This window comes from Pontibacter mangrovi, from assembly GCF_006385705.1.
GTDB lineage: Bacteria > Bacteroidota > Bacteroidia > Cytophagales > Hymenobacteraceae > Pontibacter > Pontibacter mangrovi.
In genome coordinates this window covers 348,154-373,182 of record NZ_VFRQ01000005.1, presented here as the reverse complement: position 1 = coordinate 373,182, position 25,029 = coordinate 348,154, and the positions used below count along the sequence as shown (strand labels likewise).

Here is a 25,029-nt window from a genome sequence, read left to right as displayed (position 1 = left end):
TTTTTATTTATAGATTAATAAGTATACTTCGTTCGGGCCAACCTCATTAATGGCCACCTCAAAGCCGCGCTCCTCCAGTTGCGGCAACAGGAACTGCGGCACCCGCTTGTGCGCCACGTACAGCGCCTCTCCGGCCGGTAAGTATTCCAGCTCACCCAGTATGATTATCATGGGCTGCGGCATTTCCAGGTGGCGCACGTCCACGCGCTTTACCTTGCCGGCAAACCTGGCCAAGGCATCTTCAAAGCTGTTGCCGGCAGGTTTTATACTTTCTTCTGCCTTCGTTTCCGCAGCGCTCTCCTGCCAAAAGTAAGTATGCACCAGCTCCGGCGACTTGACATCAGTAAAGTAACTATAGCCTTTCTTTTTAAGGATGGCGATGAGCGGCGTAGGTTCAAAGGTATTAATGATCAGCAGTGCGCTAGTATCCTCTATCCTGTCCACGGCATCCATAATCTTCAGGAACGGATCGTTGCCGGTGGCGATATCCTCGCACACATCCAGCGTGATCACGTTCAGCTTCGCCAGCGCGGCGGGCATCTCAGAGGCAACTATAGTTGGTTCAGGCATGGCCTTTTCGGTTTTGGTGATATTGCTCACGGTAAAGCCCAGCGGCTCCAGTTTCTCATAGAACCGCTCTACTTCGCAACCGCCAATGCGGGCCGCGTCGGCGATGGTTACCCTGGAGGCCAGCACCTTGCGCAGCAGCGGGTTGCGCAGCTTCTCAAAGTGCTTGTTTATACTGGCAATGGCCTCTATGGCAGCGGGATTTTCCTTTATCAGCGCTGAGATCTTGGTGTTGGCCGCTATCTGCATGGCTATTCGCTTTTAGGTTTGGCTATCCAGAACTCCGGCGTAAACGCATCCACGCGCGGGTCGTGCTTGTGCGCCAGCAGTTCCCCGGCCAGCTCCAGGTCATCGGAGTGCGCCACGGCCTGCAGGTACGGAAACAACTCGCGTTCCTCCCAGCGGATATGGTCCACCAGGTCCTGGTCCAGCACCTTAAACAGATCTTTGTTCATCGGGCAGCCGTCCTCTATCAGCTCCACCAGCGCCTCAATCAGTTTGTGCTCTTCCTGCAGCCTTGCGCGTTGCGTGTCATCACTTGGCAGCAGCCGCTCCAGCAGCCACTCCTCCTCCTGGCAATGTTCTTTCAGGATGTTGTTCCAGAAGTAGCGCACGTAGCTGCGCATCACTTCCAGGTTGGTTCCGTTCTTCAGCCCCTGGCGCAGTTTCCAGGCAAACAGCAACCCAAAGTGGTGCTCTCTGGAAAGTGGAACAAGGCTTTTATCTCTCTTCTGCGGTGCGATCGTCTTTTTCATGATCGTGGGTATTATTGGTTTAACCTCCCCCTAACCCCCTCCTAAAAACAGGAGGGGGAATTTTTCTTAGCACCCTACCCTGTTTTTAGGGGAGGGCTGGGGTGGGGTTTTCTACTTCAACACTTCCTTCTCCAGCTCCACAGCTTTCGGGAACAGGATGTTGTTCTCCAGGTGGATGTGGCGGAAAAGGTCATCTTCAAACTCCTTCAGTTTCTTAAAGGCAACGGTGTAGGTGGCGCAGGCGTCGGCTGGCAGTGTGTAGCCATTGGTCAGCTCCCGGATTTTCTCCAGCTCACCACCGGCGCTCTCGTGCTCCATCTCCATCATGTTGATCGGGTTCTGGATAGAGCCAAAACCGGCCGGTTCCATTTTCACGCCGCTTTTCTTGGCCTCTTCCAGTTGCTTGATGTAGGGGAACAGCACGCGCTCCTCTTTCGGCATGTGCGACTCCAGCTCGTTGGCCACATTTGTGAAGTGCTTCACCACCTCCAGCAGCTCCGGGTGGCGGCTGCCGTGCACGCGGGCAATTTTGGTAGTATACTCGTACAGCGCCGGTATCGCCTCCCGCACATACTTGTGGTGCATGTTCACGATGTAATCGGCCAGAAAGCCCAGCTCCCACTTATCATACTCGGCATCGCGTGCCTTCTCGGCCTCGTCCATGGCAATAAGTTCTGCCTCCAGTTCGTCCTGGCTGATGCCTTTCTCAGCGCACACCTGTTTCACCGATTTCTTGCCGCCACAGCAGAAGTCGATGCCATATTTCTTGAACACCTGCGCCTTTCGGTAATCCCTGGCTACCAGTTTGCCCACGGTATCCCCTTCTTCCGGCGTCAGCTTAGAGATTCTCACTTCCCATACTTCCGGACCTTGCTCCAGGTACTCCCACTTAAACACGTTTCCGCGCTCGCCCAGCAGCTGGTAGTACAGCGGTTTTGGGTCGTGGTCGTTATGGATGATGAAGGCCTCGCCGCCTTTCAGGTTGTCGAACCACTGGAAAATGGTAGGGTGCTTCATGCGTGGCTCCAGCACCGTTACGTCGAGGGTTTCTATTGTCTGTGTAGTTTCCATTTTAGATAATTATTTGGTCTTTTAATCAATCTCCGGGGTAAAGGTATGTGAGGTAATTTTAAAACAAAAGAGTTAAAGGTATTTTATTATTTTATTTTACGTCCTATCTTTATCCCAGGTTATAGTTGTAAATACATCCTCCTGAAAACCTCGCTAAACAACTTATATAAACATGGTTTCCAGTTACTTAAATCTTATATGCAAGTATAATTTAAAGTATAGGCCATGAAAATGACCGATGTCATTTCAGCCGGTGACCTTGCTCATCCCCCGGCTTTTGAGGAAAACATAGCTTGCAACTATATAGATATATCCCCTCATCCTTTAACCGCTAACCTTTTATGAAAAAACCTGACACACGCCCCGGCCTCTCCTTCTCCCGCCACTTTACCCAAGCCGGGCAAAGCGCTTACGACCAGTTCCGCTACGAGCTCCGCTCCTCCACCATCCGCAACCCCACCGGCGACGTGGTGGCCGAGCTGCAGGACGTAGAGGTGCCGGCGCAATGGTCGCAGATCGCCACCGACATATTGGCCCAGAAATACCTGCGCCGCGCCGGCGTGCCGCAACCCGACGGCAGCACCGGCTCCGAGAAATCGGTAAAGCAGGTGGTGCACCGACTGGTGAACTGCTGGCAGAAATGGGGCCTGAAGTATGGCTATTTTAAAAAGGAGGCTGATGCGCAGGTATTTTATGAGGAGCTGGTGTATATGTTGCTGGGCCAGTATGCCGCGCCCAACTCGCCGCAGTGGTTCAACACGGGCCTGTATGAATCTTATGGGATAAAAGGAAAGTCGCAGGGGCACTTTTACGTGGATCCCGGCACCGGTGAGCTGCGCGAGTCAGACACGGCGTTTGAGCACCCGCAGCCGCATGCCTGTTTCATACTTTCGGTGGAGGACGACCTGGCCAAGAAAGGCGGAATTATGGATCTACTGGTGCAGGAGGCGCGCATCTTTAAGTATGGCTCTGGCGTGGGCACCAACTTCTCCAACATCCGAGGCCGGAACGAGCCGCTCTCGGGGGGCGGCAGCTCTTCAGGTCTCATGTCTTTCCTGAAGGTGAGCGACCGCGCGGCTGGGGCCATTAAATCAGGCGGCACTACGCGCCGGGCAGCCAAAATGGTAAGCCTCGACCTGGACCACCCGGAGATTGAAGAGTTCATCAACTGGAAAAAGGACGAGGAGAAAAAGGTGGCGGCGCTGATTGCGGCCGGTTACGCTGGCGATTTTGAGGGCGAAGCCTACCAGACCGTTTCGGGACAGAACTCCAACAACTCGGTGCGCGTGCCGAACAACTTTTTTGACGCTTTGCATGCTGACGGAGATTGGCACCTGACCGCCCGCACCGACGGCAGCGTCCTCAAATCCATACCTGCCCGCAAACTATGGCAGCAGGTAGCCGAGGCCGCTTGGGCCTGCGCCGACCCCGGCGTGCAGTTCGACACCACTATAAACGAGTGGCACACCTCCCCTGCCGAAGGTCCGATACGAGGGTCTAACCCTTGTTCCGAGTACATGTTCCTGGACAACACCGCCTGCAACCTGGCCTCGCTCAACCTGATGCGCTTTTTTGATGCGGAGAAGCAGGAGTTTGATGTGGCTGCCTTTGAGCACGCTTGCCGCCTCTGGACGGTGGTGCTGGAGATATCCGTTTTGATGGCGCAGTTCCCTTCCGAAATTGTGGCGCAACGCTCTTACGATTACCGAACGATAGGCCTGGGCTATGCCAACCTGGGTGCTTTGCTGATGGTGCAGGGCCTGCCCTACGACAGCGACGCTGCCCGTGCTATGGCCGCCGGCATCACCTCGCTCATGACGGGCATCGCTTATAAAACCTCTGCCGAGATGGCCGCTACGCTGGGTGCCTTTGCCAAGTATGAGCCGAACCGCGTAAGTATGTTGCGCGTGATCCGCAACCACCGCCACGCCACCTACAACGAGGCCGGTAAGTATGAAAGCCTAAGTATAAAACCTATCGGGCTGGATCAGGAGCTGTGCCCGAAACCACTGTTGAAAGCCGCACAAGATGCATGGGATAAGGCGCTGGCACAAGGCGAAATGCATGGCTACCGCAACGCGCAGGCTTCTGTAATCGCGCCAACCGGAACCATTGGCTTGCTGATGGACTGCGATACCACTGGCGTGGAGCCGGACTATGCGCTGGTAAAGTATAAAAAGCTATCCGGAGGCGGCTATTTCAAGATCATCAACCAGTCTATACCGGTGGCGCTGCAGAAGCTGGGTTATACTTTGCAGGAGCGCGAGGCGATCGTGAACTATGCCAAAGGCTACGGCACTTTTGAAGGTGCGCCGCACATCAACCCGGAAACATTGCTGCAAAAAGGTTTTCTACCACAAGAGATCGCACAACTGGAAGCGGCCCTGCCGAAGGCTTATGACGTAAGCTCGCTGTTCAGCGCTTATACCTTGGGCACCGATTGCCTGGAAAGATTGGGCTACACAGCTACAAAGTATAACAGCCCTGATTTTAATTTGCTGCAGGCGCTGGGCTTTACGGCACGCCAGATTGATGAGGCCAACAGCTACGTGTGCGGCACCATGACCGTGGAAGGCGCGCCATACTTAAAACCGGAGCACTACCCGGTATTCGACTGCGCCAACCGCTGCGGCAGCAAGGGCACCCGGTTCATCAAAGCCGAAGGACATATTTACATGATGGCGGCGGTGCAGCCGTTTATTTCCGGGGCTATCTCTAAAACAATTAACCTGCCCAACGAGGTGAGCGTGGAGGACGTGGCGCGATGCTATGAACTGTCGTGGGAACTGGGGTTGAAAGCCTGTTCTATTTACCGCGACGGCAGCAAACTTTCGCAGCCGCTCACTTCCAAAAGCACCCAATCCGAAGAGAAGGACGAGCCTGAGGAAACTACTGCTGCCGCCACCGCCGACGAAAAGTATAACGCCGAGCAAATCCTGAAAGCTGCTCAATCCATACTTGCCGACTCGGCGAACGAGGGTTTTAGACAGGAACTGGTGCGCATGGTGGAGCGCCGCAAACTACCCGACAAGCGCAACGGTTTCACGCAGAAGGCTAAGATCGACGGCCACACGGTTTACATCCGCACCGGCGAGTACCCGGACGGGTCGTTGGGCGAGTTGTTTATAGATATGTATAAGGAGGGCGCCTCGTTCCGGTCCATGCTCAATTGCTTTGCCATTTCGGTGTCGCTGGGGCTGCAGTATGGCGTGCCGCTGGAGGAGTTTGTGAACCGCTTTACCTTTACCCGCTTCGAGCCAGCCGGCCGCGTGGAGCACCCCAATATTAAATCGGCCACTTCGGTGTTTGATTACGTGTTCCGCTTGCTGGCCTATGAGTACCTGAACCGCACCGACCTGGTGCATGTGAAGCCGGAGGAGCCAGAGGTTAGTCAAAGTGTTCCCTTGCCTGCGCCACCTGTAGCGGAGCCTGCGGCAGCCCCAGCAAGCAACGGCAAGAGCTACAAAGTAGTCTCCCAGAGCCGCACCGTGTTGATGGAGCAAACGCAACAGGTGCTGGCCAGCATGATGGGCGACGCCCCGATCTGCAACGTCTGCGGCCACATCACCATCCGCTCCGGCACTTGCTACAAATGCCTGAACTGTGGCAATAGTTTGGGGTGTAGCTAAACCGGTGATGAAGGTGATTTAACTGATTAAAATGATTTATTCTGAATCAGGATTTGCAGGATTTAGAAGTATGAAAAGGATCGATCTTCCAACAATTCCCCTCCTCGTAGGTGTTAGGGGTGGGTTTACACCTTTGAACAAAATCCTGTCTATCCTTTTCTAATCCTGTAAATCCTGATCCAGGCCTTAACTTTACAACATGACTCCAAAACAAGACATCCTTACTTTAGACGACATCAAGTTACTGGTAGACACCTTCTATACCCGCGTGCGGGCGGATGAGCTGCTGGGGCCGATCTTTGACGAACGGATACAGGACCGCTGGCCACGGCACCTCGATATTATGTACCGCTTTTGGCAAACGGTGCTGCTGGAGGAACTTACCTACCAGGGCAGCCCGGGCACAAAACATATTACCTTGCCCGTTGGCGCTAAGCATTTTGACAGGTGGATCTCAATCTTCTTTACAACCATAGACGAACTATTTACCGGCGCTAAAGCCGAAGAGGCCAAGTGGCGGGCGCGGAAAATGGCCGACATGTTTTCCAGCAAGATTGAGTACTACAAAAAGAACAGCGGCAGAACGATTCTGTAAACATCACCAGCCATGAACTATACTTCCTATCTCGTCCTCGTCACCTTTGTTTGGGCAGGCTTCATGAGCGCCATCAGTTTTATGGAGGCCTGGCTGAAGTTCCGGGCACCCGGCGTTACGCTACATGTTGGCTTGAGCATTGGCCGCTTGGTATTTAGGGGCCTGAACAAAGTGGAATGGGCCTTTGCCTTGGTTGCTTTAGCGCTGCTATTGCTAGGCAACGGGTTCGGAATCAGCCCGGCTTTTTTGCTTTTCGCTTCCATACTTATCCTGCTGCTGCAAACGGTTTGGCTGCTGCCAGCCATGGACAAGCGGGCCGAGTCAGTGATGGCTGGCGTTCAGGTCTCAAAATCGGTTCTGCACTTTTACTACGTCGGCGCAGAGTTGGTCAAGGTCATTCTCCTGATCAGCTTAGGCATGCAGCTGCTGTAGCAAAGGCAGCATCGGGTATTTATTGCATCAGAAAAAAATTTATACTGCCATGAAAAACGAAAAAAAGAACACCGACCACACCTATGACACCGTTAGCGAAGCTGTACAAGGCTTGAAAAAGCGCGGTTATAGTATAGATTTTGCGTTGTTTGCTGAGGAAGATTGCCTGGTATGCCAGAAAACCTCCGTCAGCCTATCGCCGGATGAGTTCAGGATAGATGAAGTATACCGCTTTGAGGGCGACTCAGACCCGGGAGATGAAATGATCGTGTTTGGCATTTCGTCGGACAAGCACCAGGCGAAGGGTATTGTGGTGAACGGCTTCGGGATGTATGCTGACGGCTCCAACTCATCGCTGGTAAAATACCTGCAAAGCCATCTGTAAACCAAGTATAAAGGCTAGTGCTTTTCCGCGGCAGCGTAGCTTTTAAGGCCCTCCCCGATGCCTTGCAAGGCTTCGGGGCAAGCTTTGGCATCAGTAGGCCTGTGCCAGATTTGGGCAGCGAAAAACAGCAGGATGCCGACTGGCAGAAACACGCTTATGCCAAACAGCAGCTCGTTATAGCCTGGTATGGCACCTAAGCCAAGCCAGTAAAACAGTCCCTGCCCGAAAAGCAGCGCCTCGCTGCCCACAAAGGCAAGTATAAAAAGGCTGATGCCGCACCGGCTAAAACGCTGCCGCAAGCTTAGCCAGCCCTGCTGCGCCAGCCAGGCAAGTATAAAAAAGCTCACAAACCCGATGAGCACCAGGTGCAGGTAACCGATGATAAAATGCCGGATGTTGTACGCCAAATTGGCCATGTAGGGGAAGGCGGTAGAGAACTGCATCAGCGTTTTAAGTATAAAGGCCAGCGCCGAAAGTATAAGCAGGCCGCTGCCCCACCCGCTGAACAGCGTACGCACCTGCTTTCTGATCGGCCAGAGCTGCCAAAGCAACAGCGCCAGTGCCAGCACCTGCGTTAAAGCAGCCGCGCCACCCAGCATGTATACTATAGCATCAGGCTTTACCCACAGCACCGACAACAAATAAGCCGGCAAACAGGCCCAGAACATCAACCTGAAAAACAGCAGGCCATGCTTCCGGTTAAAGCTGATACTATACTTTTCGAGTAGCCAGAACAGCAGCCCCAGCACCGCAAACGTAAACCAGCCGTTGTACAGAAAGTGCAGGTAAAAATAGATGGCGTTATAGTATAGTGCTGTGCCACTGTGCCCGGTGGCCATGATCGGCCCCATCGCCCACGGCCCCAGCGAGGACAAGGCCAAAAAGAAAAGCGCCGCCTTTACGAATCGGAACGACAGGCTGTGCTTTTTGCTGTTTATAGGTTGCGCGCGGGCATCTTTCAGAAAACGAAGTATAAACCAGTAGCTCAGCAGGATATGCACCGTGGAAAAAGTAATGGAAACCGCCGCGTAGCCCTGCACCGGGAAACTGAGCAGCATGCCCAGCACCGCCGCCTGCGCCAGCCAGAACTGCCGGAAGTATACTTTTTTGTTGCGTATCTCCGGCGGCAGGTACGCGTGCAGCAGGGCGATGAACAACACCGGATACAGCCAGCCCAGCAAGGCCACATGCGAGTGGGCATGCAACAGAAATTTATAGTTTACCCAAGCCACAGGCGATACAAACGTCCAGCGCAACAGCAGGCCCAGCAAAGCGATCACCGCCAAACTCAGCAAAGCCGAGAGCAGCGGCAACCGCCAGGGGGCTGGGGTAATATGTGCATCTGTGTTACGCTGCATGGGTAAGAGTTTAGCCCCAAAAGGCATGCGCCATCATACTTATATTTTATGCGCTTAAAAGGCAATTATGTTTTATACTTCCAGCGCCAGCGCTTCCTGCAGCACCTGCACCAGGTCCTGCTGCAAAGAGGCGCTGCGGTCTTTGGCGTACCAGAGTTGTACCTGCTGCACCAAATCGGCGTGGCTGATGTCGGGTTGCTCGGCTTTCAGCTGCTTTACCTGCGCCTGTATAGCAGTTGGCCGCGGCCCCCAGGCAAACACGCGTTCGCCGGTCTCTCCATCCAGGCAGATGAGCTTAGGTATGGCGCGGCTGCCGTTGGTAAGGCAGGTATCCATCAGGGCTGGATTTTCGTCGCGCAGCAGCACGGTCAGCTCCAGGTCGGCTGCTTCGGCAATGGCGGCAATGGCAGGCAATAGCTGCGCTCCGTCGCCACACCAGGCCTCTACCAGCACCAGCCACTGCCAGTGCTGCGGTCGCTGGTCCAAAAGGGCCTTTAAGGCTGGCTGCAGTGCAAACTGCTTTTCCACGCGCTTCATACGCTGTTGGTTCAGCTTGGTAAAGTTAATTTTCTCTTCGCTCTGTTCCTCGCCGGTGGTTTTGCTTTGCGCCACCAACTCCTCTGAAAGGGCTTTAAACTCCTGGTAGGTCATAGGGTTTACCAGAGCTTCGGATGCTTTATCTGTATGCTTCATGAGATTATCATTTGTCTCTACAAACTTAGCAGAAGCGCCCCATCCATAAAATGATATTCATCACTGCGTCAGCATGTTTTCCGAATTCTTCATCAGTTATCCTCCTTTTATACTTGCAACATGACAAAAATCATTTTGCACACTGACCAAACGCATCGCTTGCCTTAGCTAACATCTCTACCTTACGGCAACAACAATGGCTGCAACAAGCAAATAAACTACAAATAATACAAATTACTCTTTACGTGAGGGGTAACTTAAACCGAAGGTTTACGAACACAGGGGTAGCCAAAGTCTGGGATTTAATAACCTTTTAAAGCTGATACCTATGGAGCTTGCCGCTACTACACCGCATACACCCGGACAGTTTGATCCGGAAAACCTACAAGTTACCTACTGCAACAAGACAGATGATGAAATGAAGCTGGCCTACTGGCTTTTCAGGATGATGGGCCACCCCACCTTGGTAAAAGCAGGAGGCTTTGCCACTACCTGGGCGCTGCAACTGGGCCTGCCTATAAAGTGGATGATCCGGAACACAGTGTACAGGCACTTCTGCGGCGGCGAATCGGTGCAGGAAGCGCAGAAGGTAATTGACAAGCTGGCAGCTGCCCACGTACAGACCGTGCTGGACTATGCCGCTGAGGCACAAAACACTGAGGATGGCTTCAATGCCGTTCGGGATGAGGTGCTACAGAACATTGCGCTGGCCAAAGAGGCTAAAACGTTTACCTTCATCAGCGTAAAACTCACAGGCATCGGGCACAACTGCATTTTTGAGAAACTGCAAGGCAAACAACAGCTAACACCTGCCGAGCAGGAGGCGCATAAACGAACCAGGGAGCGGCTCGACAGCATCTGCAAAGCAGCCGCCGAAGCCGGCATCACCGTGTATATTGATGCGGAGGAGTGCTGGATGCAAGCCCCTATGGATGACTTGGCAGAGGACATGATGCGCCGCTACAACAAGGACCGCGCTGTGGTGTTCAACACGCTGCAAATGTACCGCACCGATCGCGTAAAATACCTGAAAGACTGCCTGCACCGCTTTGAAGGAGAACCGGTTATACTTGGCATAAAGCTGGTGCGGGGCGCCTACCTGGAGAAGGAGCAGCAGCGGGCAAAAGAGAAAGGCTATCCTTGCCCGGTGTTCCATAAAAAAGAAGATACAGACAAGAGCTACAACGCAGCCATAGACCTGTGCCTGGAGCACCTGCACCGGGTGGAGCTGTGTGCCGCCACGCACAACGAGCAAAGTATAAAATACCTGACCCAACGCATCCGGCAAGACGGCATCGCCGACCACCGCCAGCGCATCCATTTCTCGCAGCTCTATGGCATGAGCGACAACCTGACGTATAACCTGGCCAATGCCGGCTACAGCGCCTCTAAGTACCTGCCTTACGGAAAAGTTGACACCGCCGTGCCTTACCTCATCCGGAGAGCCGAGGAAAACACCTCAATTGCGGGGCAGATGGGCCGCGAGCTAAGCCTGCTGCAGCAGGAAATGCGCCGTCGCCACCTATAATAAAAAAGGTCCGGTAGCTTCTGCGCAAGCTACCGGACCTTTTTTGCTTTTAGATATAGACGGCTCACTCGTTCTCCCGCTCATAAGGCAGGTTGGAAGAGGTTGTCTGGGAGAACGGCACCGTCTGCGGGATGTAATCCTCGGGGGCGCCCGGTTTGCTGTAGTCGTAAGGCCAGCGGTACACCACAGGCAGCGGACCCGGCCAGTTGCCATGCTCCAGTTTTACCGGCGTTGTCCACTCCAGTGTGTTAGAGTGCCAGGGGTTTGCTGTGGCTCTGCGGCCCCAGAACATACTATAGATAAAGTTGAACAGGAAAATAAACTGCGCGAAAAAGCCCATGATGGCCGCCACGCTAATAAAGGTGTTCAGGTCGGTAAACATGTTGAATGTCTCAAAACCTGTCCAGTTGTAGTACCTCCTCGGGAAACCGGCAATGCCAACGTAGTGCATCGGCAAAAACACCAGGTATACTGCCAAAAAGGTGAGCCAGAAGTGCACAAAGCCCAACTTCTCGTCCAGCATGCGCCCAAACATCTTCGGGAACCAGTGATACACGCCGCAAAACATCCCGAAGAAGGCCGCCGCACCCATCACCATGTGGAAGTGTGCTACCACAAAGTAGGTATCGTGCAGTTGTATGTCGAGCGAGGAGTTACCAAGTATAATACCCGTCAGGCCGCCGGAGATAAAGATGGATACAAAGCCGATGGCGAAGAGCATGGCTGTGGTAAACCGGATGTTTCCGCGCCAAAGCGTGGCCAGCCAATTAAACACCTTCACCGCCGACGGCACCGCAATAATCAGCGTTAGGAACATGAACACCGAGCCCAGAAAGGGGTTCATGCCGGACACGAACATGTGGTGCGCCCACACGACAATCGACAGCACTGAAATTCCCATCAAAGACCCGATCATGGCTCTGTAGCCAAAGATAGGCTTGCGGGCGTTGGTGGCAATTACCTCTGAAGTGATGCCAAAGGCAGGCATAATCACGATGTATACTTCGGGGTGGCCCAGGAACCAGAACAGGTGCTGAAACAGAATGGGGCTGCCGCCGGAGTTAGTGAGCGCCTTGCCGGCAATGTATATATCCGACAAAAAGAAGCTTGTATGGAAGCTACGGTCAAAGATCAGCAGGATAGCGGCCGAAAACAGCACCGGAAACGAAAGCAGCCCGACAACAGCAGTGAGGAACAGTGCCCACACCGTCAGCGGCAACTTGGACATAGACATGCCCTTGGTGCGCAGGTTAAACACAGTGGTGATGTAGTTGATGCCGCCCAAAAGCGTTGAAATGATAAAAAAGGCCATCGCCACGAGCCACATGGTCATGCCGCCCGCCGAGCCCTGAATGGCTTCGGGCAGCACGCTCAGGGGCGGGTACACCGTCCAGCCGCCGGCCGCAGGGCCTGTGGGCAAGAACAGGGAGATGAACATGATGACGCTGGACAAAAAGAAAAACCAGTACGACAGCATGTTCATAAAGCCGGATGCCATGTCGCGGGCACCGATCTGCAACGGAATGAGGAAGTTGGAGAACGTACCGCTCAGGCCCGCCGTCAGCACGAAGAACACCATGATGGTACCGTGCATGGTAACCATGGCCAGGTAGAACTCGGGGTTCAGCTTTCCGTTTTCAATCCAGCCTCCTAAAATGGGCTCCAGAAACGTGAACGTAGCCTCGGGCCAGCCCAGCTGCAGCCGGAACAGCACCGACAGGAAACTTCCCACAAAAGCCCAGAATATACCTGTTATCAGGTACTGCTTGGCAATAGTTTTATGGTCCTGGCTGAAAATGTATTTCTCGATAAAACTCAGTTTGTGGTGGTGCTCGTGCTCCTCTTCATGCAAGGGGTGCACGCCACTGGGCGTGATGTCGGTGGTAGCCATAGGCTCATCATATTAAAAGGTAGAACAAAATCAACTTAATATGGAGCAGCATTGTGCGGAATTGCCACTAACCCTTACATACTGATTTACAGGGGCAAAAGATGTATTATTCTAGGTAAAAGTTAATCTAACCTCGGAATTAGCACCTGCCGCCGCTCTAGCTGCACATTTATACTTTCCCTAGCCTCTGACTAGCGCAAGCGTCCGCTTATGCTTTTAGACTTCCATAGCCGCCGCTTTCTGCAACTAGAGGCAAGCTATCCTTTCTAGCTACTGTTCATCCTCAGTCTTACATACCTATCGTTGCACCTCATACTTGGCTCGCTCCAAGCCCGCGAGGGCTCGTCTTCCCGCATCGCGCTGTCTACATTTCCTTTGCTCCTGCGTCGCAATGCCGCCAAGGCGGCACCGGAAATCTAGAAGGCGCTCAACGGAAAGACTGGGAAACATTTCGATAGCCACCGCTGACAGAGCTTGAACGGAGTTCCCCTCCTTGGATAAGGAGGGGCAGGGGTGGTTGGATTAGGTGCTCCAGAAAGCTCCCTCCCCTGTTTTGGGGGGAGGGCTGGGGTGAGGTGAATTCCCCTCCTCTGGACTAGCCAAAACGAGAGTTTTGAGCTAGCGAGCGCAGCTCTTAGGGGTGGGTTCATACTTGTAGGAACAGGTCGCGCTATAGCCACCAACTAAGGAATTTATACTTTGTGAGAAGCGGTTACAGACTCCCTCCTTGGCTAAAGTGATTGGCCCCGGTACCGCAGAAACAAAAAGCGCGCAGAGCATTTGCCCCACGCGCCAAAAATCACAAAACACAATCTTTCGCCTGCCGCAGCAGGGTTTATACTTATACTACAGATCCCTCCTCGAAAAGATCCTTCTGGAGCTTAGTACCGGCAACAGCACCCAAAGCAGCAGCAGGCCAAAGGCCGCCCCAACGCCCAACAGACTCCCGAAAATGCTCTTGTACAAGGCGCCGGTATACCCCATCAGCGCCGACACGTCCAGGTTCAGCAGCACGATGATGCGGCCCAGGTCTATCGGGTTCAGGGCCGTCATGGCCAGGGTGGCATACTCCAGCGGATAGTCGGCAAAGACGTAGAGGATGAACAGCACCAGGCCATCATAGATCAGCGCGAAATAGAACCACAGCAGCAGCGCAATGCCAATGCCTTTGGCCTTGTCGCGGGTGCTGACGGAGGCCAGGAAGGCCATACCCACAAAAATGAAGGTAATAAACACGCCCGTCAGCAACAGGTACAGGCCCGTTAGGCCGCCCCCAAACAGCAGCACCGGCACACCCACGCCAAGTATAAAAGCCCCGGACAGCGAAAAGGCCACCCCCAGGTACTCGCTCAGGAATATCTTCTTGCGGTTGATAGGCTGTGCCACCAGCAGCTCCATAAACTCATAGGAGTTGTAAAAGTGCGTGGTGGCGAACACGATGCTGATGAGCGGCACAGTGAGCAGCACCAGGTTCAGCAGGCTCAGGATACCTTTGTCGGCGCTGCCGCCCAGGGTAAACAGCCCGATGGAGAGCAGCAGCAGGAACAGCGTATAGGCAATGACGATCTTGCTCTTTACGATGTCCAGCAGCACGTATTTAATGATCTTGTTCATGGCTTAAGCTTCTTCGTTCATGATTTTGGCCACGGCGCGGCTCAGGCGGCTTTCCTGCGTCTGCGCTTTCAGTTCGGGGATGGTCTCGTAAAACTTCACCTGCCCGTCTACCATGCAAAGCACCTCGTCGGCCACCTCCTCTATCTCGCTCATAATGTGGGAAGTGATGATGATGAGCTTTCCTTTTTTCTTTTCCTTCAGGATCTTGCCCTTCAGGATTTCGGCGGCAATGGGGTCCAGGCCGGCAGTGGGCTCGTCGAGTATCAGCACCTGCGGGTCAAACAAGAAAGCCAGCGCAGCGCTCACCTTCTGCCGTGTGCCCCCCGACAGGGCTCCCATGCGCTTCTCATACATCTCCTTTAGCCCATACAGCCCGATCAGCTCCTCATCCACCTCCTGCACATCCTTCCGTATGTCGCGGATCATCTGCAGCACCTGCCGTATTTTCATGTTCTCGGGGTATTGCCCGATCTGGGGCATATACCCGATCTGGCTGCGGTAGGCATACTTTTTAAGCACGCTCTCGCCATCTATCCGGATATCGCCGCTATCGGGCAGCACCATACCCAGTATGGCTTTGCTCAAGGTGGTTTTTCCCGCCCCGTTAGGGCCTATCACGGCTATCACATTGCCCCGGCTAAACTCAACGCTCACGTGGCGGAGCACCTGCAGTTTGCCGTAAGACTTGCACAAGTTCTCTATCGTTATCATGGTGTATTTTCTTCATCAACGGGTGTTCATCTACCAATTGCTCCGGTATAATGCTGGGCAACACCTTCTCCATGTTATCCAGCAGGTCTACCATAAAGCTACGCATAAACATCACAGAGGGCGGCACGCGCTCTACCAACATCGAGTACAGGCTGACAGGGCGGTACGGCACATCGCCTACCTCATCCTTGTCCAAGTCGTAGCCGGTATACTTCTCCCAATAGTTATGGCTGAAATGGTTGGATTGCGTGGTGCCGTTGGTACTCACGTCAAAAGAGTTACCGCTAAAATTATTCAGCCGAAAGGTATCGTCCAGGCAGGTGGTCATCACCTTTATCGCCCAGCCGTTGCGCTCAAAATCGTTGTTTTCTATATCCAGGCGTGTGGAGCTCTCCATGTGGATGGCCGTGGAGTTGCGCCGGAACACGTTGTTACGGATGGCACTGTCGCGGATCTCCTTCAGCAGAAGGCCATAGGAGGCTGCGCCCCAATTGTCCTCAAAAAGGTTGTGCTCCATCTGCACGTTCACGGTATACATCACGGCCACGCCCGCGCCGTTTTTTCGGAAGGTGTTGTAAGTATAGGTGTTGCCGTCCGAGAACATGAAGTGCAGGCCGTAGCGCATGTTGTTCTGGCTGATGTTGTGGTTCACGCGGCTGTTCTTCACCACTTCCAGGTAGATGCCGTCGCGGTGGCCCTGCAGGTTGTTGCCGGTAATCTCCACGTTGTCGGTATAGTATAAATGTATGGCGTTGCCCAACGACGACTCGGTTCTGCCCTCGTTCTCGCCCCGCACAATGTTATTCCGGATCACGATGTTGTTCGAGTTCTGGAAGTAAATGCCGTAGTAGGTGTTCAGGATGGTGTTATCCAGTACCTTAACATTTGTTTGCTCGTTTGCCCGGATGGCGGCGTCGTCTTTGCGGTAGCTGGTGGCCACGTTTTTCAGCGTAAAGCCTTGTACCGTCACGTTATCAGCAACAACCGTGATAAGCTGGCCGGTAAAATTGCCGTCTATCACTGGGTTGTTCACGCCGATCAGGGCCAGAGGCTTGGTTATCTCTATGCCAGACTCACGGTACACGCCTTTGCTCACCAGCACGGTATCGCCGGGGCTAGCCTTTTGCACTGCCTGCTTCACCAAAGTTATTGGGCAGGACTTACATACCTTGATGGTGTCTGCTAACCCACTCTGGCTTAAAAGCAGCAGCACAAGTATGCCGGCAAGTATAAAAATATGTTTACTCTGGTTTATCATGTTGCTTTACAGCTTCTTTTACCTGGTTCCAGGTAAGCAGGCGGCCACCATACTCCTGCTGCAGTTGGCCGGCAGCGGCCTTGTCTGCCACCGCTGTCAGGAACATGCCCATGGGGCTTGGCAGCTCGCGGCTCTGCAGAAAGTACGCCTGCTCTGCCTCTATCAGTTTTTCGGGATTCGTGTAGTCCGATACCAGCACAAAGGCCGCCTTCTGGCTCAGCCCCGGCTGCTCGTTTAAATAAGCAGCCAGGCATTCTGCTGAGTCGAAGAAGTAAGCTTTGCCCTTGTCGTTTACCAGTTCAGCACCATACCTGCTGTCGGACACCGTCATGCTGCAGTGCACACAGTTTGCTTGTCCGTAAGGTATGGGCTTAGGCTCCACTGAGCATCCGCTCAGCAGCACAAGTATAAGCGCCAGGCTAACTAAACTCCTCAGTAGCTTCATCATAGTATATTTTACGCGGTTACTTTTTGGCTAATCTTCTTTTTGCGGCTCACATAAAATGCAAGGCCCGAGAACACCACAGCCAGCAGGATGCCCAGGCTACCGGTAGACGGCAACGAAAGCGCATCGAAGTTAAGCAGCTCTTTGCTGCCAAGCAGCGGCGGTATGTAAGTCATGCCCGGTATTTTGATGGGTGCGTTGGGGTTCAGGTGCGTGCCGAACCGCACGAGCCATAGGTAAAAGTCTGTGATACCCACAGCGCCGCCCACCATCAGCAACAAGGCCCAGGCCAGGATAAGTTTTCGGATGCCCACCAAGGCCACAATGACACCGGTTATCATAAAAAAGATAACGATGTAGGGCATAATGCGCAACTCTGCGAATGACTCTGCATGGATCGGCTCCATCCCGATGTAGTGGTTGAGGATATTGAAGTTCTGGAGCACGCTCTCGGAGCTTCCTGAAATTTTGTTTACCCAAATGTGCATTTCCAGGCCTTCGGGGTATTGTGGGGCTTTAAGGTAGATCTTCCACATGGGGAAGAGGAACAGCAAACCTAGGGATAGCGCTGCCATAATCATCAGCACTCTGCTACTCGCTTTCATCCTTTTAGTATTAAAGTATAAAACATAAGCGGAGGTTGCCCGGGCAACCTCCGCTTATGTTTTGCCCGGCTTAGGGTTAGTTTACGCTTGCCGTAGCGGGTGGTACCGGTTTTGGCTCTCCGGTAGAGAACTTGACCGGCACTTTAGATCCTTTCGGAGAAACCCTGACGTATCCCTGCATTTCCTGGTGTAGGGCAGAGCAGAAGTCAGTACAGTAGAATGGGAACACTCCCTCTTGTTTTGGCACCCACTTAAGGGTTTGGGTAGCACCTGGCATGATCAGCGTTTCGGCGTTGTTGGCGCCCATCACGGCAAAGCCGTGCGGTACGTCCCAGTCCTGCTCCAGGTTGGTCACGTGGAAGTACACGGTGTCTCCAACCTGCACCCCTTCAATGTTATCCGGGGTTAAGTGGCTTCGGATGGCCGTCATTTTCACGGTTACCACGTTGCCTTTGCGGGTTACGTTCACGTCTTTCTCGTTCTTCACCGCCTGCGGGTGCTTGTTCTCGTCCAGTTTATAGAACTTGGCGCTGTTGGCAGCCACCAGGTCGGCTTTTATACCCTGGGCGTAGTGTGGCTCGGCCACGGTCGGGAAGTCGAGGAGCATCTTCATTTTATCGCCGCTGATGTCGATGAGCTGCGCAGAGTGCATCAGTTCAGGGCCAGTCGGCAGGAAGCGGTCTTTTGTGATCTTGTTCATTACTACCAGGTACTTGCCATACGGCTTCTCTGTGTCGCCGCCCGGAATCATCAGGTGGCCAGGTGAGTAGTAAACCGGAATTCTGTCTTTCACCTGCAGGTCTTTCAGGCTCCACTTCACCACTTCAGACGACACAAACATCGTAGAATAGGCGTTGCCCTTGCCGTCGAACTCGGTGTGCAATGGGCCCAGGCCCGGCTCTTTCACTTCGCCTTGCAGCACAGCGTCATACTTGAACACCGGAATGCCGCTCACTTCACCGTCAAAGGCTTTGTCTTTAATGGCCTGCTGCATTTTTGAGAAGGAGAACACAGGCAGCGATGAAGCCAGCTTGCCGTTCACCACCATATACTCGCCGGTCGGGTCCACGTCGATGCCGTGCGGCGACTTAGGCGCCGGGATCAGGTACATCATGCCAGGGCACTCCTCAGGCAGCAGGTAGCGCACCTTTTTCTTTATAGTAGATTTCGCCTGGAAAGTGCCGTGGTCCATCTTGTTGTGGTAGTAATTGGCCGGCATCTCGTGGGCTTTGCCCTCGGCGGCATACTTGGCGGCTAGTTTCCAGTTGATCGCAGCCAGGTAGTCCTTGTCGTTCTGAGAGGCGCCCAGCTCCTTCAGCGTGTTGCTTCGCTCGGTGTTATAGGTGGTAAAGAATACCCAGTCCGTAGATGGGCCTTTGCCGCCATTGGCCAGGTCGTAGTCGAAGCCCGGCACCAGCACCTGGAAATCAAGCTCCATGTCGCCTGTTTCCTTATCCACTTTCACAAACGAGATCGAACCTTTAAACTTGTCCTTATACTCGTTCATGCTCACATCGGCAGTCTTGCCCTCCATGTCCAGCGGAACCGAGAAGCGCGTACCGGCAATAACATACTCGTTGTTGTTGGTTGGGTACGGGGAGCAGTGGTTACCGGCTGAGTTAGGGATCTCCATAATCTCCACTGTCTCAAAGGTTTTTAGGTCCACGCGGGCCACGCGCGGCGTGTTGTTGCCGTTCACGAACAGCCAGCGGCCGTCGGCCATGCCATCCGTGCGCGACAGTTTGGGGTGGTGCAGGTCATCCCATGGGATAAAGCCATGCGAGGTGTTCAGCATCGCCTTGGTTTCCTCGTTGTAGCCGTAGCCATTCTCCGGGAATTGCGAGAACACAGGAATGATCTTCAGCAGCCTGCCCGACGGAATGCCGTACACCGACACCTGTCCGTTGAAACCGCCGGAGAGGAAGGAGTACAACTCATCGTGCTTGCCTGGGGCCACGTATACTTTAGACGCCGCATCAGTGTCTAAGCCCTCGGCAGTGGCTGCCCCCTCGCCGCCCATTTTGTTACAGCTTTGCAGGGCCGCACCCGCCGTCACTGCCATCAGCAGTGCGGCCTTGGGTGCCATTTTCCTAAACTTATTGATCAGTGTTTCCATAATGATTTATGGGTTTTGCTTGTTGTTTGCTAGCTATTCTTGTCGTTCTGTCTCAGATACTCCAACAAGGCTCTGGCATCCGACTCGTTAATGTTCTGGTTGGTCATCTGGGTAAGGTGCTCAGCCAGTAGTTTTTTGGCAGTAGGGTCCTTTTGGGTCATCTCCTGCGGGTTCATGATCATGTTCATAATCCATTCCGGCTTGCGGCGCTCGGTCACACCTGCCAGCCCGGGGCCAACTATTTTCTGGTCGCTTAGCTGGTGGCAGGCAGAGCATTTGGACTCAAACACGCTTTTACCTTCGGCAGCAAGGGTCTCATCAATTGCGTCTCCCACCTCCACAGAGCTAACAGGACCAATGCCTTTGCCCTCATCAGCTACAGGCGCCTCCGTCTGCTGCTGCGCCAGGCCGCTCTCTTCCTGCTCCGTGGCAGCGGTGTTCTCATTATCTCCCGAAGAGCAGCTAAATAGGATTGTACCGGAAATCAGGGCCACTGCACCAAACTGCAGAGGCTTCAAAAACATGCTTAAAAGCGTTTCTCTCAGGTTTTTACTCTCTCTGTTCATACTTGTAGAATTTAATTATAGTGCTAAAGATTAAGTGATTGTCTACGAAAACAAAGGTAGGCTAGTTATTTTCCGCATTAAAAGACCTTTGTCTCTTTTATTAATGACTTAGATCATTTTTCTGGAAGGCATACAGGGGGACCTTTGTCCGGAAGAACAAACACTGGCGCGGCTTTAGTCCTAAATAAATATGGATGCAATGCCTGCACCGGCTGAAAATTTAGATTCACAAACACAATAATTTACCATGAAGTACAAAAAGCTCTGGCTAGGATTTATCGCCGTAATAGTGGGCTCCTTTGCCGTTCTCGGCTACTATGGTTCCGAGATCTACCGAAAAGCGCCGCCTATACCCGAAAAGGTGGTGACCGCCTCCGGAAAAGTGTTATTTACCGCCCAGGACATTAAAGACGGGCAGAATGTATGGCAATCCACGGGTGGACAGGAACTGGGCTCTATCTGGGGCCACGGTGCCTATGTTGCCCCCGATTGGAGCGCCGACTGGCTGCACAAAGAGGCTATGTTTCATTTAGATAGCTGGGCGCAACAGGAAAAAGGCAAAACCTATGAGGACCTGGACGAGGAGACACAGGCCATGCTGCGGGCGCGCCTGCAGAAGCAGATCCGGGCCAATACCTATGACCCGGAAACGGGCGAATTGAAAATCTCTGACCTGCGCGCTGAGGCCATCGCTAACGTTGGCAAGCACTACACCGGCCTGTTCATGGATGACCCGTCGCTGGCCAAGCACCGCGATGCCTACGCCATGAAGGAAAACACCGTGAGCGACCCGGAGCGCATGCGCAAGCTGAACGCCTTCTTCTTCTGGACCTCCTGGGCCTGCGTAACCGAACGGCCCGGCCAGAAGATTACCTATACCAACAACTGGCCCGCCGAGAAACTGGTGGCCAACGAGCCAAGCTCCGACCTTATCATCTGGACGGGCTTCAGCGTGATCATACTGATAGCCGGCGTTGGTTTGCTGGCTTATTACTACGCCTCTAACCGCGAGGAGGAAATCGACACCTCCAAGCTGCCGAAGCAGGACCCGCTGCTGGGCCTGCAGGCTACCCCATCTATGAAGGCGACGCTGAAGTATTTTTGGATCGTGACGGCGCTCATACTGGTGCAGGTGACGTTTGGCGTGGTAACGGCGCACTACGGCGTAGAAGGCCAGGCGCTCTACGGTTTCCCGCTGGCCGACTACCTGCCCTACTCTATCAGCCGCACCTGGCACGTGCAGCTGGCCATTTTCTGGATCGCGACTTCCTGGCTGGCGACCGGTTTATACATTGCCCCTGCCGTGTCGGGCCACGAGCCTAAGTTCCAGAGGCTGGGCGTTAACTTCCTGTTCATCTGCCTGCTGATCATCGTGGCGGGTTCGCTGGCGGGGCAGTGGTACGGCGTGATGCAGAAGCTGGGCTACGGCGAGAACTTCTGGTTCGGCCACCAGGGCTATGAGTATGTGGACCTGGGCCGTTTCTGGCAGATCTTCCTGCTGGTGGGGCTGGTGCTGTGGCTCACGCTGATGGTTCGGGCCATCGTGCCTGCCTTTAAGAACGATGCCGAAGGACGCCACCTGCTGGGCATGTTCCTGATCTCTTCGGCTGCCATTGCCATTTTCTACGCCTCCGGCCTGATGTGGGGACAGCACACGAACCTGGCTATAGCCGAGTACTGGCGCTGGTGGGTGGTGCACCTGTGGGTAGAGGGCTTCTTCGAGGTGTTCGCCACGGTGGTAATTGCCTTCCTGTTCGTGCGCATGGGCTTGCTGGATACCAAAATGGCGACGGGCACGGTACTGTTCTCCACTATCATCTTCCTGTTCGGCGGCATTATCGGCACGTTTCACCACCTATACTTCAGCGGCACACCTACCTCGGTAATGGCGCTGGGAGCCACCTTTAGTGCCCTGGAAGTGGTGCCGCTCGTGCTTATCGGCTTTGAGGCTTACCACAACCTGGAGATCAGCCGCGCCACGCTTTGGCTGAAGGCCTACAAATGGCCGATCTACAGCTTTATTGCCGTGGCCTTCTGGAACCTGGTGGGTGCCGGCGTGTTCGGCTTCGTGATTAACCCGCCGATTGCGCTCTACTACATGCAGGGCCTCAACACCACGCCGGTGCACGGCCACACCGCCCTGTTTGGGGTGTACGGCATGCTGGGTATTGGTCTGATGCTGTTTGTGCTGAAAGGTTTGTCGGCCCGCCGCCGCTGGAAGGATGGCGTGATCAGCTTCGCGTTCTGGTCTATCAACATTGGCCTAATGCTGATGGTGCTGATCAGTGTGCTGCCGATTGGCCTGCTGCAGACATGGGCCAGCGTGGAGTACGGCCTGTGGTATGCCCGCTCCATGGAGTTCATGCAAACCGATACTATGGAAGTGCTGCGCTGGCTGCGCGTGATCGGTGACACCATTTTTGCAGGCGGTGTGCTGGCCCTGGGCTGGTTCGTGATCGGCCTGAAGACCGGCTGGTCTTTGGAGGAGGATGAGGACCTTTCATTTGAAGACTACCCTTCTGCCCAACGATCTAAAACCGCTGCCGGCAAGTAAAGCACGTTTTAGTTAGATGTACACAAGCCGCACTTTGCGCCGCTCCAGGCGCGAAGTGCGGCTTTTTTTTGCTACTCTTTATACTTATAGCACGATCAACTATAAGTTGCGTAGGAACTTATACTTTCCGGCAGCCTTAAGAGAATCTGCCAGTAGGATCATATGTTCTATGGTGCACCGGTTGGTGTTATACTTATCAAAACGCCTCTTCAAGTATAACCAGTGGCAGCCGGGCCATACCTGCAAGTTACTGTATATTAGCTATGTACAACATATACTTTTGACACTGCGTTAGAATGAGCCAGAACCAAAGAAGAGAAATAATGAAAAAGACTTTCTTGATTCTCCTGGCAACCATCGCCTTTGCCTGCAACAACACTGCAGACAACACTACAGAGCGTGAAACAACTGCAGACGAACCGGTAGAGATCGGTGCCGGCGAGAAGATCACGCCCCAGGTAGAGTTGGACTCAGGCACGAACAAGCGCCTTGACGTGGATACCGTTTCCCGCAAAACAATAGAAAAACAGCAGCAGTAGCCTCTTTGAGGTTCAGCCTTTATTTAATGTATGGCCCTGCAAAAACAGCAACAGCCGGTGCGTTTACACCGGCTGTTGCTGTTTTTGGGACAAGCTGCCCCAGGTAAACTATACTTTTCTACCAGAAAATAATGTAGATGGCCGCCAGCACCAGCACAATGGCCATGGAGGCAACGTTAAAGATGCTGTCGGTTTTAAACAGCTCCTTCTCAATAACCACCGTATTCTCCGGAAACTTGCCACGCACGTTGTTCTCGAACAGTGATATCGCCACCATCAGCGCTGCCAGCAACAGGAATACCAGGCCCATCTGATCCAGGAATGGCATAGTCGGGAACAGCATATCGATGATGATACTGAAAGGCACAGAGGCAATGGCTGTTGCCAGGGCTGCGTTAGAGGTGGCTCTTTTCCAGAACAGGCCGAACAGGAACAGCACCACAATACCCGGGCTCACATAGCCGGTATACTTCTGAATGAACTGGAAGATCTGTTCCTCGCCGCCCAACAGCGGCTCTGCTACCAGCACCGCAATCACGATAGCCACCAAACTCACGAGTCGGCCCACCATTACCATCTGGTTTTCGGTAGCGTCCGGCTTTAGGTGAGATTTGTAGATGTCCATTGTAAAGATAGTAGCGGTAGAGTTCATCATGGAGCTAAGCGATGACAGGGCGGCAGCGATAAGCGCGGCAAAGGCCAGGCCTTTTATACCGGTTGGCACCAGGTGGCCCAACAGCCAAGGGTAAGCCTCATCGTAACGGCTGATCTCAGCGTTCAGCACAAAGGCCGCAATACCCGGAATTACCACTACCAATGGAATCAACAGCTTCAGGAAAGCCGCAAACACCAGCCCCCACTGTACTTCTTTTACGCTTTTGGCAGCCAAGGCACGCTGCACGATGTACTGGTTAAAGCCCCAGTAGCTAATGTTGGCGATCCACATACCACCCACCAGCACGGTTATGCCGGGCAGGTCTTTGTAAAACGGGTTCTCCTCCGACAGGATCATATCGAACTTCTCAGGAGCCTTCTGCAGCAGCATGCTCATGCCCTGAAATGGTCCGGCTCCACCGCTCACGGCATCCAGCGCCAGGTAGGTGGTAACCAAACCACCCATGATCAGGAAGATCACCTGGATTACGTCTGTCCAGGCTACGGCTTTCAGGCCGCCGTACACAGAATAAGCCACGGCTATCACCGCTAGGCCAATAATGGCCGTTGTGGTGCTTACCTCCAGCACCACGCTCAGCGCCAGCGCCGACAAGTATAGCACGGTAGTCAGGTTCACGAAAATGTAGAGCATGATCCAGAAAATGGCCAGACTGGTCCGGATGCGGTCGTCGTAGCGCAGCTTCAGGAACTGCGGCATCGTAAAAATGCCCTCTTTTATATAGATCGGGAGGAAAAACTTCGCTACGATGATAAGCGTGGCTGCCGCCATAAACTCGTAGCTGGCAATGCCCAAACCGATCGCGAAGCCGGAGCCGGACATCCCGATAAACTGCTCTGCCGAGATGTTGGAAGCAATGAGCGAGGCACCGATCGCCCACCAAGGCAGCGATTTGCTGGCCAGGAAGTAGTCGGTGGAGTTCTTGGTATGCCCCTTCTTCTCGCGGGAAACCAGAATACCCACCACAATGATGAGCACACAGTACCCGATGAAGACAATAAAGTCGAGTGTAGAAAAATTCATGGATTAACGGTTTTTGGATAG

Annotated in this window: 21 protein-coding genes; 7 read left to right on the top strand and 14 right to left on the bottom strand. The window is 53.7% G+C overall.

The genetic code is table 11. The features are described 5' to 3' along the window. Positions 1-3: 3 nt before the first annotated feature. From FJM65_RS11670 to ric, 3 genes are all read right to left on the bottom strand, one after another. Positions 4-816 carry a DUF2249 domain-containing protein gene (locus FJM65_RS11670; protein WP_140621694.1) on the bottom strand — a complete coding sequence of 271 codons (813 nt, stop codon included), beginning with the start codon at positions 814-816 and terminating at the stop codon, positions 4-6. A gap of 2 nt (positions 817-818) precedes the next feature. Next, complete coding sequence (locus FJM65_RS11665) at positions 819-1,322, bottom strand: hemerythrin domain-containing protein (RefSeq protein ID WP_140621693.1); 504 nt, start codon at positions 1,320-1,322, stop codon at positions 819-821. A 111-nt stretch (positions 1,323-1,433) separates the two neighbouring features. Continuing rightward, complete coding sequence (gene ric / locus FJM65_RS11660; RefSeq protein WP_140621692.1) at positions 1,434-2,393, bottom strand: iron-sulfur cluster repair di-iron protein; 960 nt, start codon at positions 2,391-2,393, stop codon at positions 1,434-1,436. Positions 2,394-2,734: 341 nt separating this feature from the next. Here ric and FJM65_RS11655 point away from each other — a divergent pair, with 341 nt between their 5' ends. From FJM65_RS11655 to FJM65_RS11640, 4 genes are all read left to right on the top strand, one after another. Next, positions 2,735-6,022, top strand: a complete 3,288-nt coding sequence (locus FJM65_RS11655) for a vitamin B12-dependent ribonucleotide reductase (RefSeq protein WP_140621691.1) — start codon at positions 2,735-2,737, stop codon at positions 6,020-6,022. Positions 6,023-6,221: 199 nt separating this feature from the next. After that, entirely contained in the window at positions 6,222-6,617 is a 396-nt protein-coding gene (locus FJM65_RS11650; protein ID WP_140621690.1) for a group III truncated hemoglobin, read from the top strand. Between the two features lie 12 nt (positions 6,618-6,629). Then, positions 6,630-7,049 carry a hypothetical protein gene (locus FJM65_RS11645; RefSeq protein ID WP_140621689.1) on the top strand — a complete coding sequence of 140 codons (420 nt, stop codon included), beginning with the start codon at positions 6,630-6,632 and terminating at the stop codon, positions 7,047-7,049. Positions 7,050-7,098: 49 nt separating this feature from the next. Continuing rightward, positions 7,099-7,434, top strand: a complete 336-nt coding sequence (locus FJM65_RS11640; protein ID WP_140621688.1) for a phosphoribosylpyrophosphate synthetase — start codon at positions 7,099-7,101, stop codon at positions 7,432-7,434. 14 nt (positions 7,435-7,448) lie between these two features. Here FJM65_RS11640 and FJM65_RS11635 read toward each other — a convergent pair whose 3' ends face one another. Next, complete coding sequence (locus FJM65_RS11635) at positions 7,449-8,792, bottom strand: hypothetical protein (protein ID WP_140621687.1); 1,344 nt, start codon at positions 8,790-8,792, stop codon at positions 7,449-7,451. Between the two features lie 72 nt (positions 8,793-8,864). Continuing rightward, on the bottom strand, positions 8,865-9,485 hold the full coding sequence (locus FJM65_RS11630; protein ID WP_140621686.1) for a thioredoxin family protein: 621 nt from the start codon (positions 9,483-9,485) through the stop codon (positions 8,865-8,867). A gap of 328 nt (positions 9,486-9,813) precedes the next feature. On the opposite strand from FJM65_RS11630, the gene FJM65_RS11625 reads away from it, so the two are divergent. Next, positions 9,814-11,013, top strand: a complete 1,200-nt coding sequence (locus tag FJM65_RS11625) for a proline dehydrogenase family protein (protein WP_239022932.1) — start codon at positions 9,814-9,816, stop codon at positions 11,011-11,013. A 64-nt stretch (positions 11,014-11,077) separates the two neighbouring features. Here the strand turns inward: FJM65_RS11625 and FJM65_RS11620 are convergent, their stop codons facing one another. The 8 genes from FJM65_RS11620 to FJM65_RS11585 form a co-directional block, all read right to left on the bottom strand. Continuing rightward, a complete protein-coding gene (locus tag FJM65_RS11620) occupies positions 11,078-12,904 on the bottom strand; it encodes a cytochrome c oxidase subunit I (protein ID WP_140621685.1) in 1,827 nt (608 codons plus the stop codon). Between the two features lie 846 nt (positions 12,905-13,750). Next, complete coding sequence (locus tag FJM65_RS11615; protein ID WP_140621684.1) at positions 13,751-14,518, bottom strand: ABC transporter permease subunit; 768 nt, start codon at positions 14,516-14,518, stop codon at positions 13,751-13,753. Between the two features lie 3 nt (positions 14,519-14,521). Beyond that, positions 14,522-15,229 (bottom strand): ABC transporter ATP-binding protein, encoded by a 708-nt coding sequence (locus tag FJM65_RS11610; RefSeq protein ID WP_140621683.1) that lies wholly within the window; start codon positions 15,227-15,229, stop codon positions 14,522-14,524. After that, a complete protein-coding gene (nosD, locus tag FJM65_RS11605; protein ID WP_140621682.1) occupies positions 15,162-16,487 on the bottom strand; it encodes a nitrous oxide reductase family maturation protein NosD in 1,326 nt (441 codons plus the stop codon). The genes FJM65_RS11610 and nosD overlap by 68 nt, the downstream gene beginning before the upstream one ends. Further along, a complete protein-coding gene (locus FJM65_RS11600) occupies positions 16,471-16,935 on the bottom strand; it encodes a nitrous oxide reductase accessory protein NosL (RefSeq protein ID WP_239022931.1) in 465 nt (154 codons plus the stop codon). Before FJM65_RS11600 ends, nosD begins: the two co-directional genes overlap by 17 nt. Positions 16,936-16,943: 8 nt before the next feature. Continuing rightward, on the bottom strand, positions 16,944-17,468 hold the full coding sequence (locus tag FJM65_RS11595) for a hypothetical protein (RefSeq protein ID WP_239022930.1): 525 nt from the start codon (positions 17,466-17,468) through the stop codon (positions 16,944-16,946). Between the two features lie 145 nt (positions 17,469-17,613). After that, the gene (gene nosZ / locus FJM65_RS11590; protein ID WP_140621680.1) at positions 17,614-19,653 is read right to left on the bottom strand and encodes a Sec-dependent nitrous-oxide reductase; all 2,040 of its coding nucleotides are present in this window, start codon (positions 19,651-19,653) and stop codon (positions 17,614-17,616) included. Positions 19,654-19,682: 29 nt separating this feature from the next. After that, positions 19,683-20,177 carry a c-type cytochrome gene (locus tag FJM65_RS11585; protein ID WP_140621744.1) on the bottom strand — a complete coding sequence of 165 codons (495 nt, stop codon included), beginning with the start codon at positions 20,175-20,177 and terminating at the stop codon, positions 19,683-19,685. A 289-nt stretch (positions 20,178-20,466) separates the two neighbouring features. On the opposite strand from FJM65_RS11585, the gene FJM65_RS11580 reads away from it, so the two are divergent. Continuing rightward, positions 20,467-22,773: a nitric-oxide reductase large subunit gene (locus FJM65_RS11580; RefSeq protein ID WP_140621679.1), complete on the top strand. Its 2,307-nt coding sequence runs from the start codon at positions 20,467-20,469 to the stop codon at positions 22,771-22,773. A gap of 323 nt (positions 22,774-23,096) precedes the next feature. Further along, positions 23,097-23,312 carry a hypothetical protein gene (locus FJM65_RS11575; protein WP_140621678.1) on the top strand — a complete coding sequence of 72 codons (216 nt, stop codon included), beginning with the start codon at positions 23,097-23,099 and terminating at the stop codon, positions 23,310-23,312. Between the two features lie 118 nt (positions 23,313-23,430). Here the strand turns inward: FJM65_RS11575 and FJM65_RS11570 are convergent, their stop codons facing one another. Further along, positions 23,431-25,008 carry a sodium/sugar symporter gene (locus tag FJM65_RS11570; protein WP_140621677.1) on the bottom strand — a complete coding sequence of 526 codons (1,578 nt, stop codon included), beginning with the start codon at positions 25,006-25,008 and terminating at the stop codon, positions 23,431-23,433. Between the last annotated feature and the right edge of the window lie 21 nt (positions 25,009-25,029).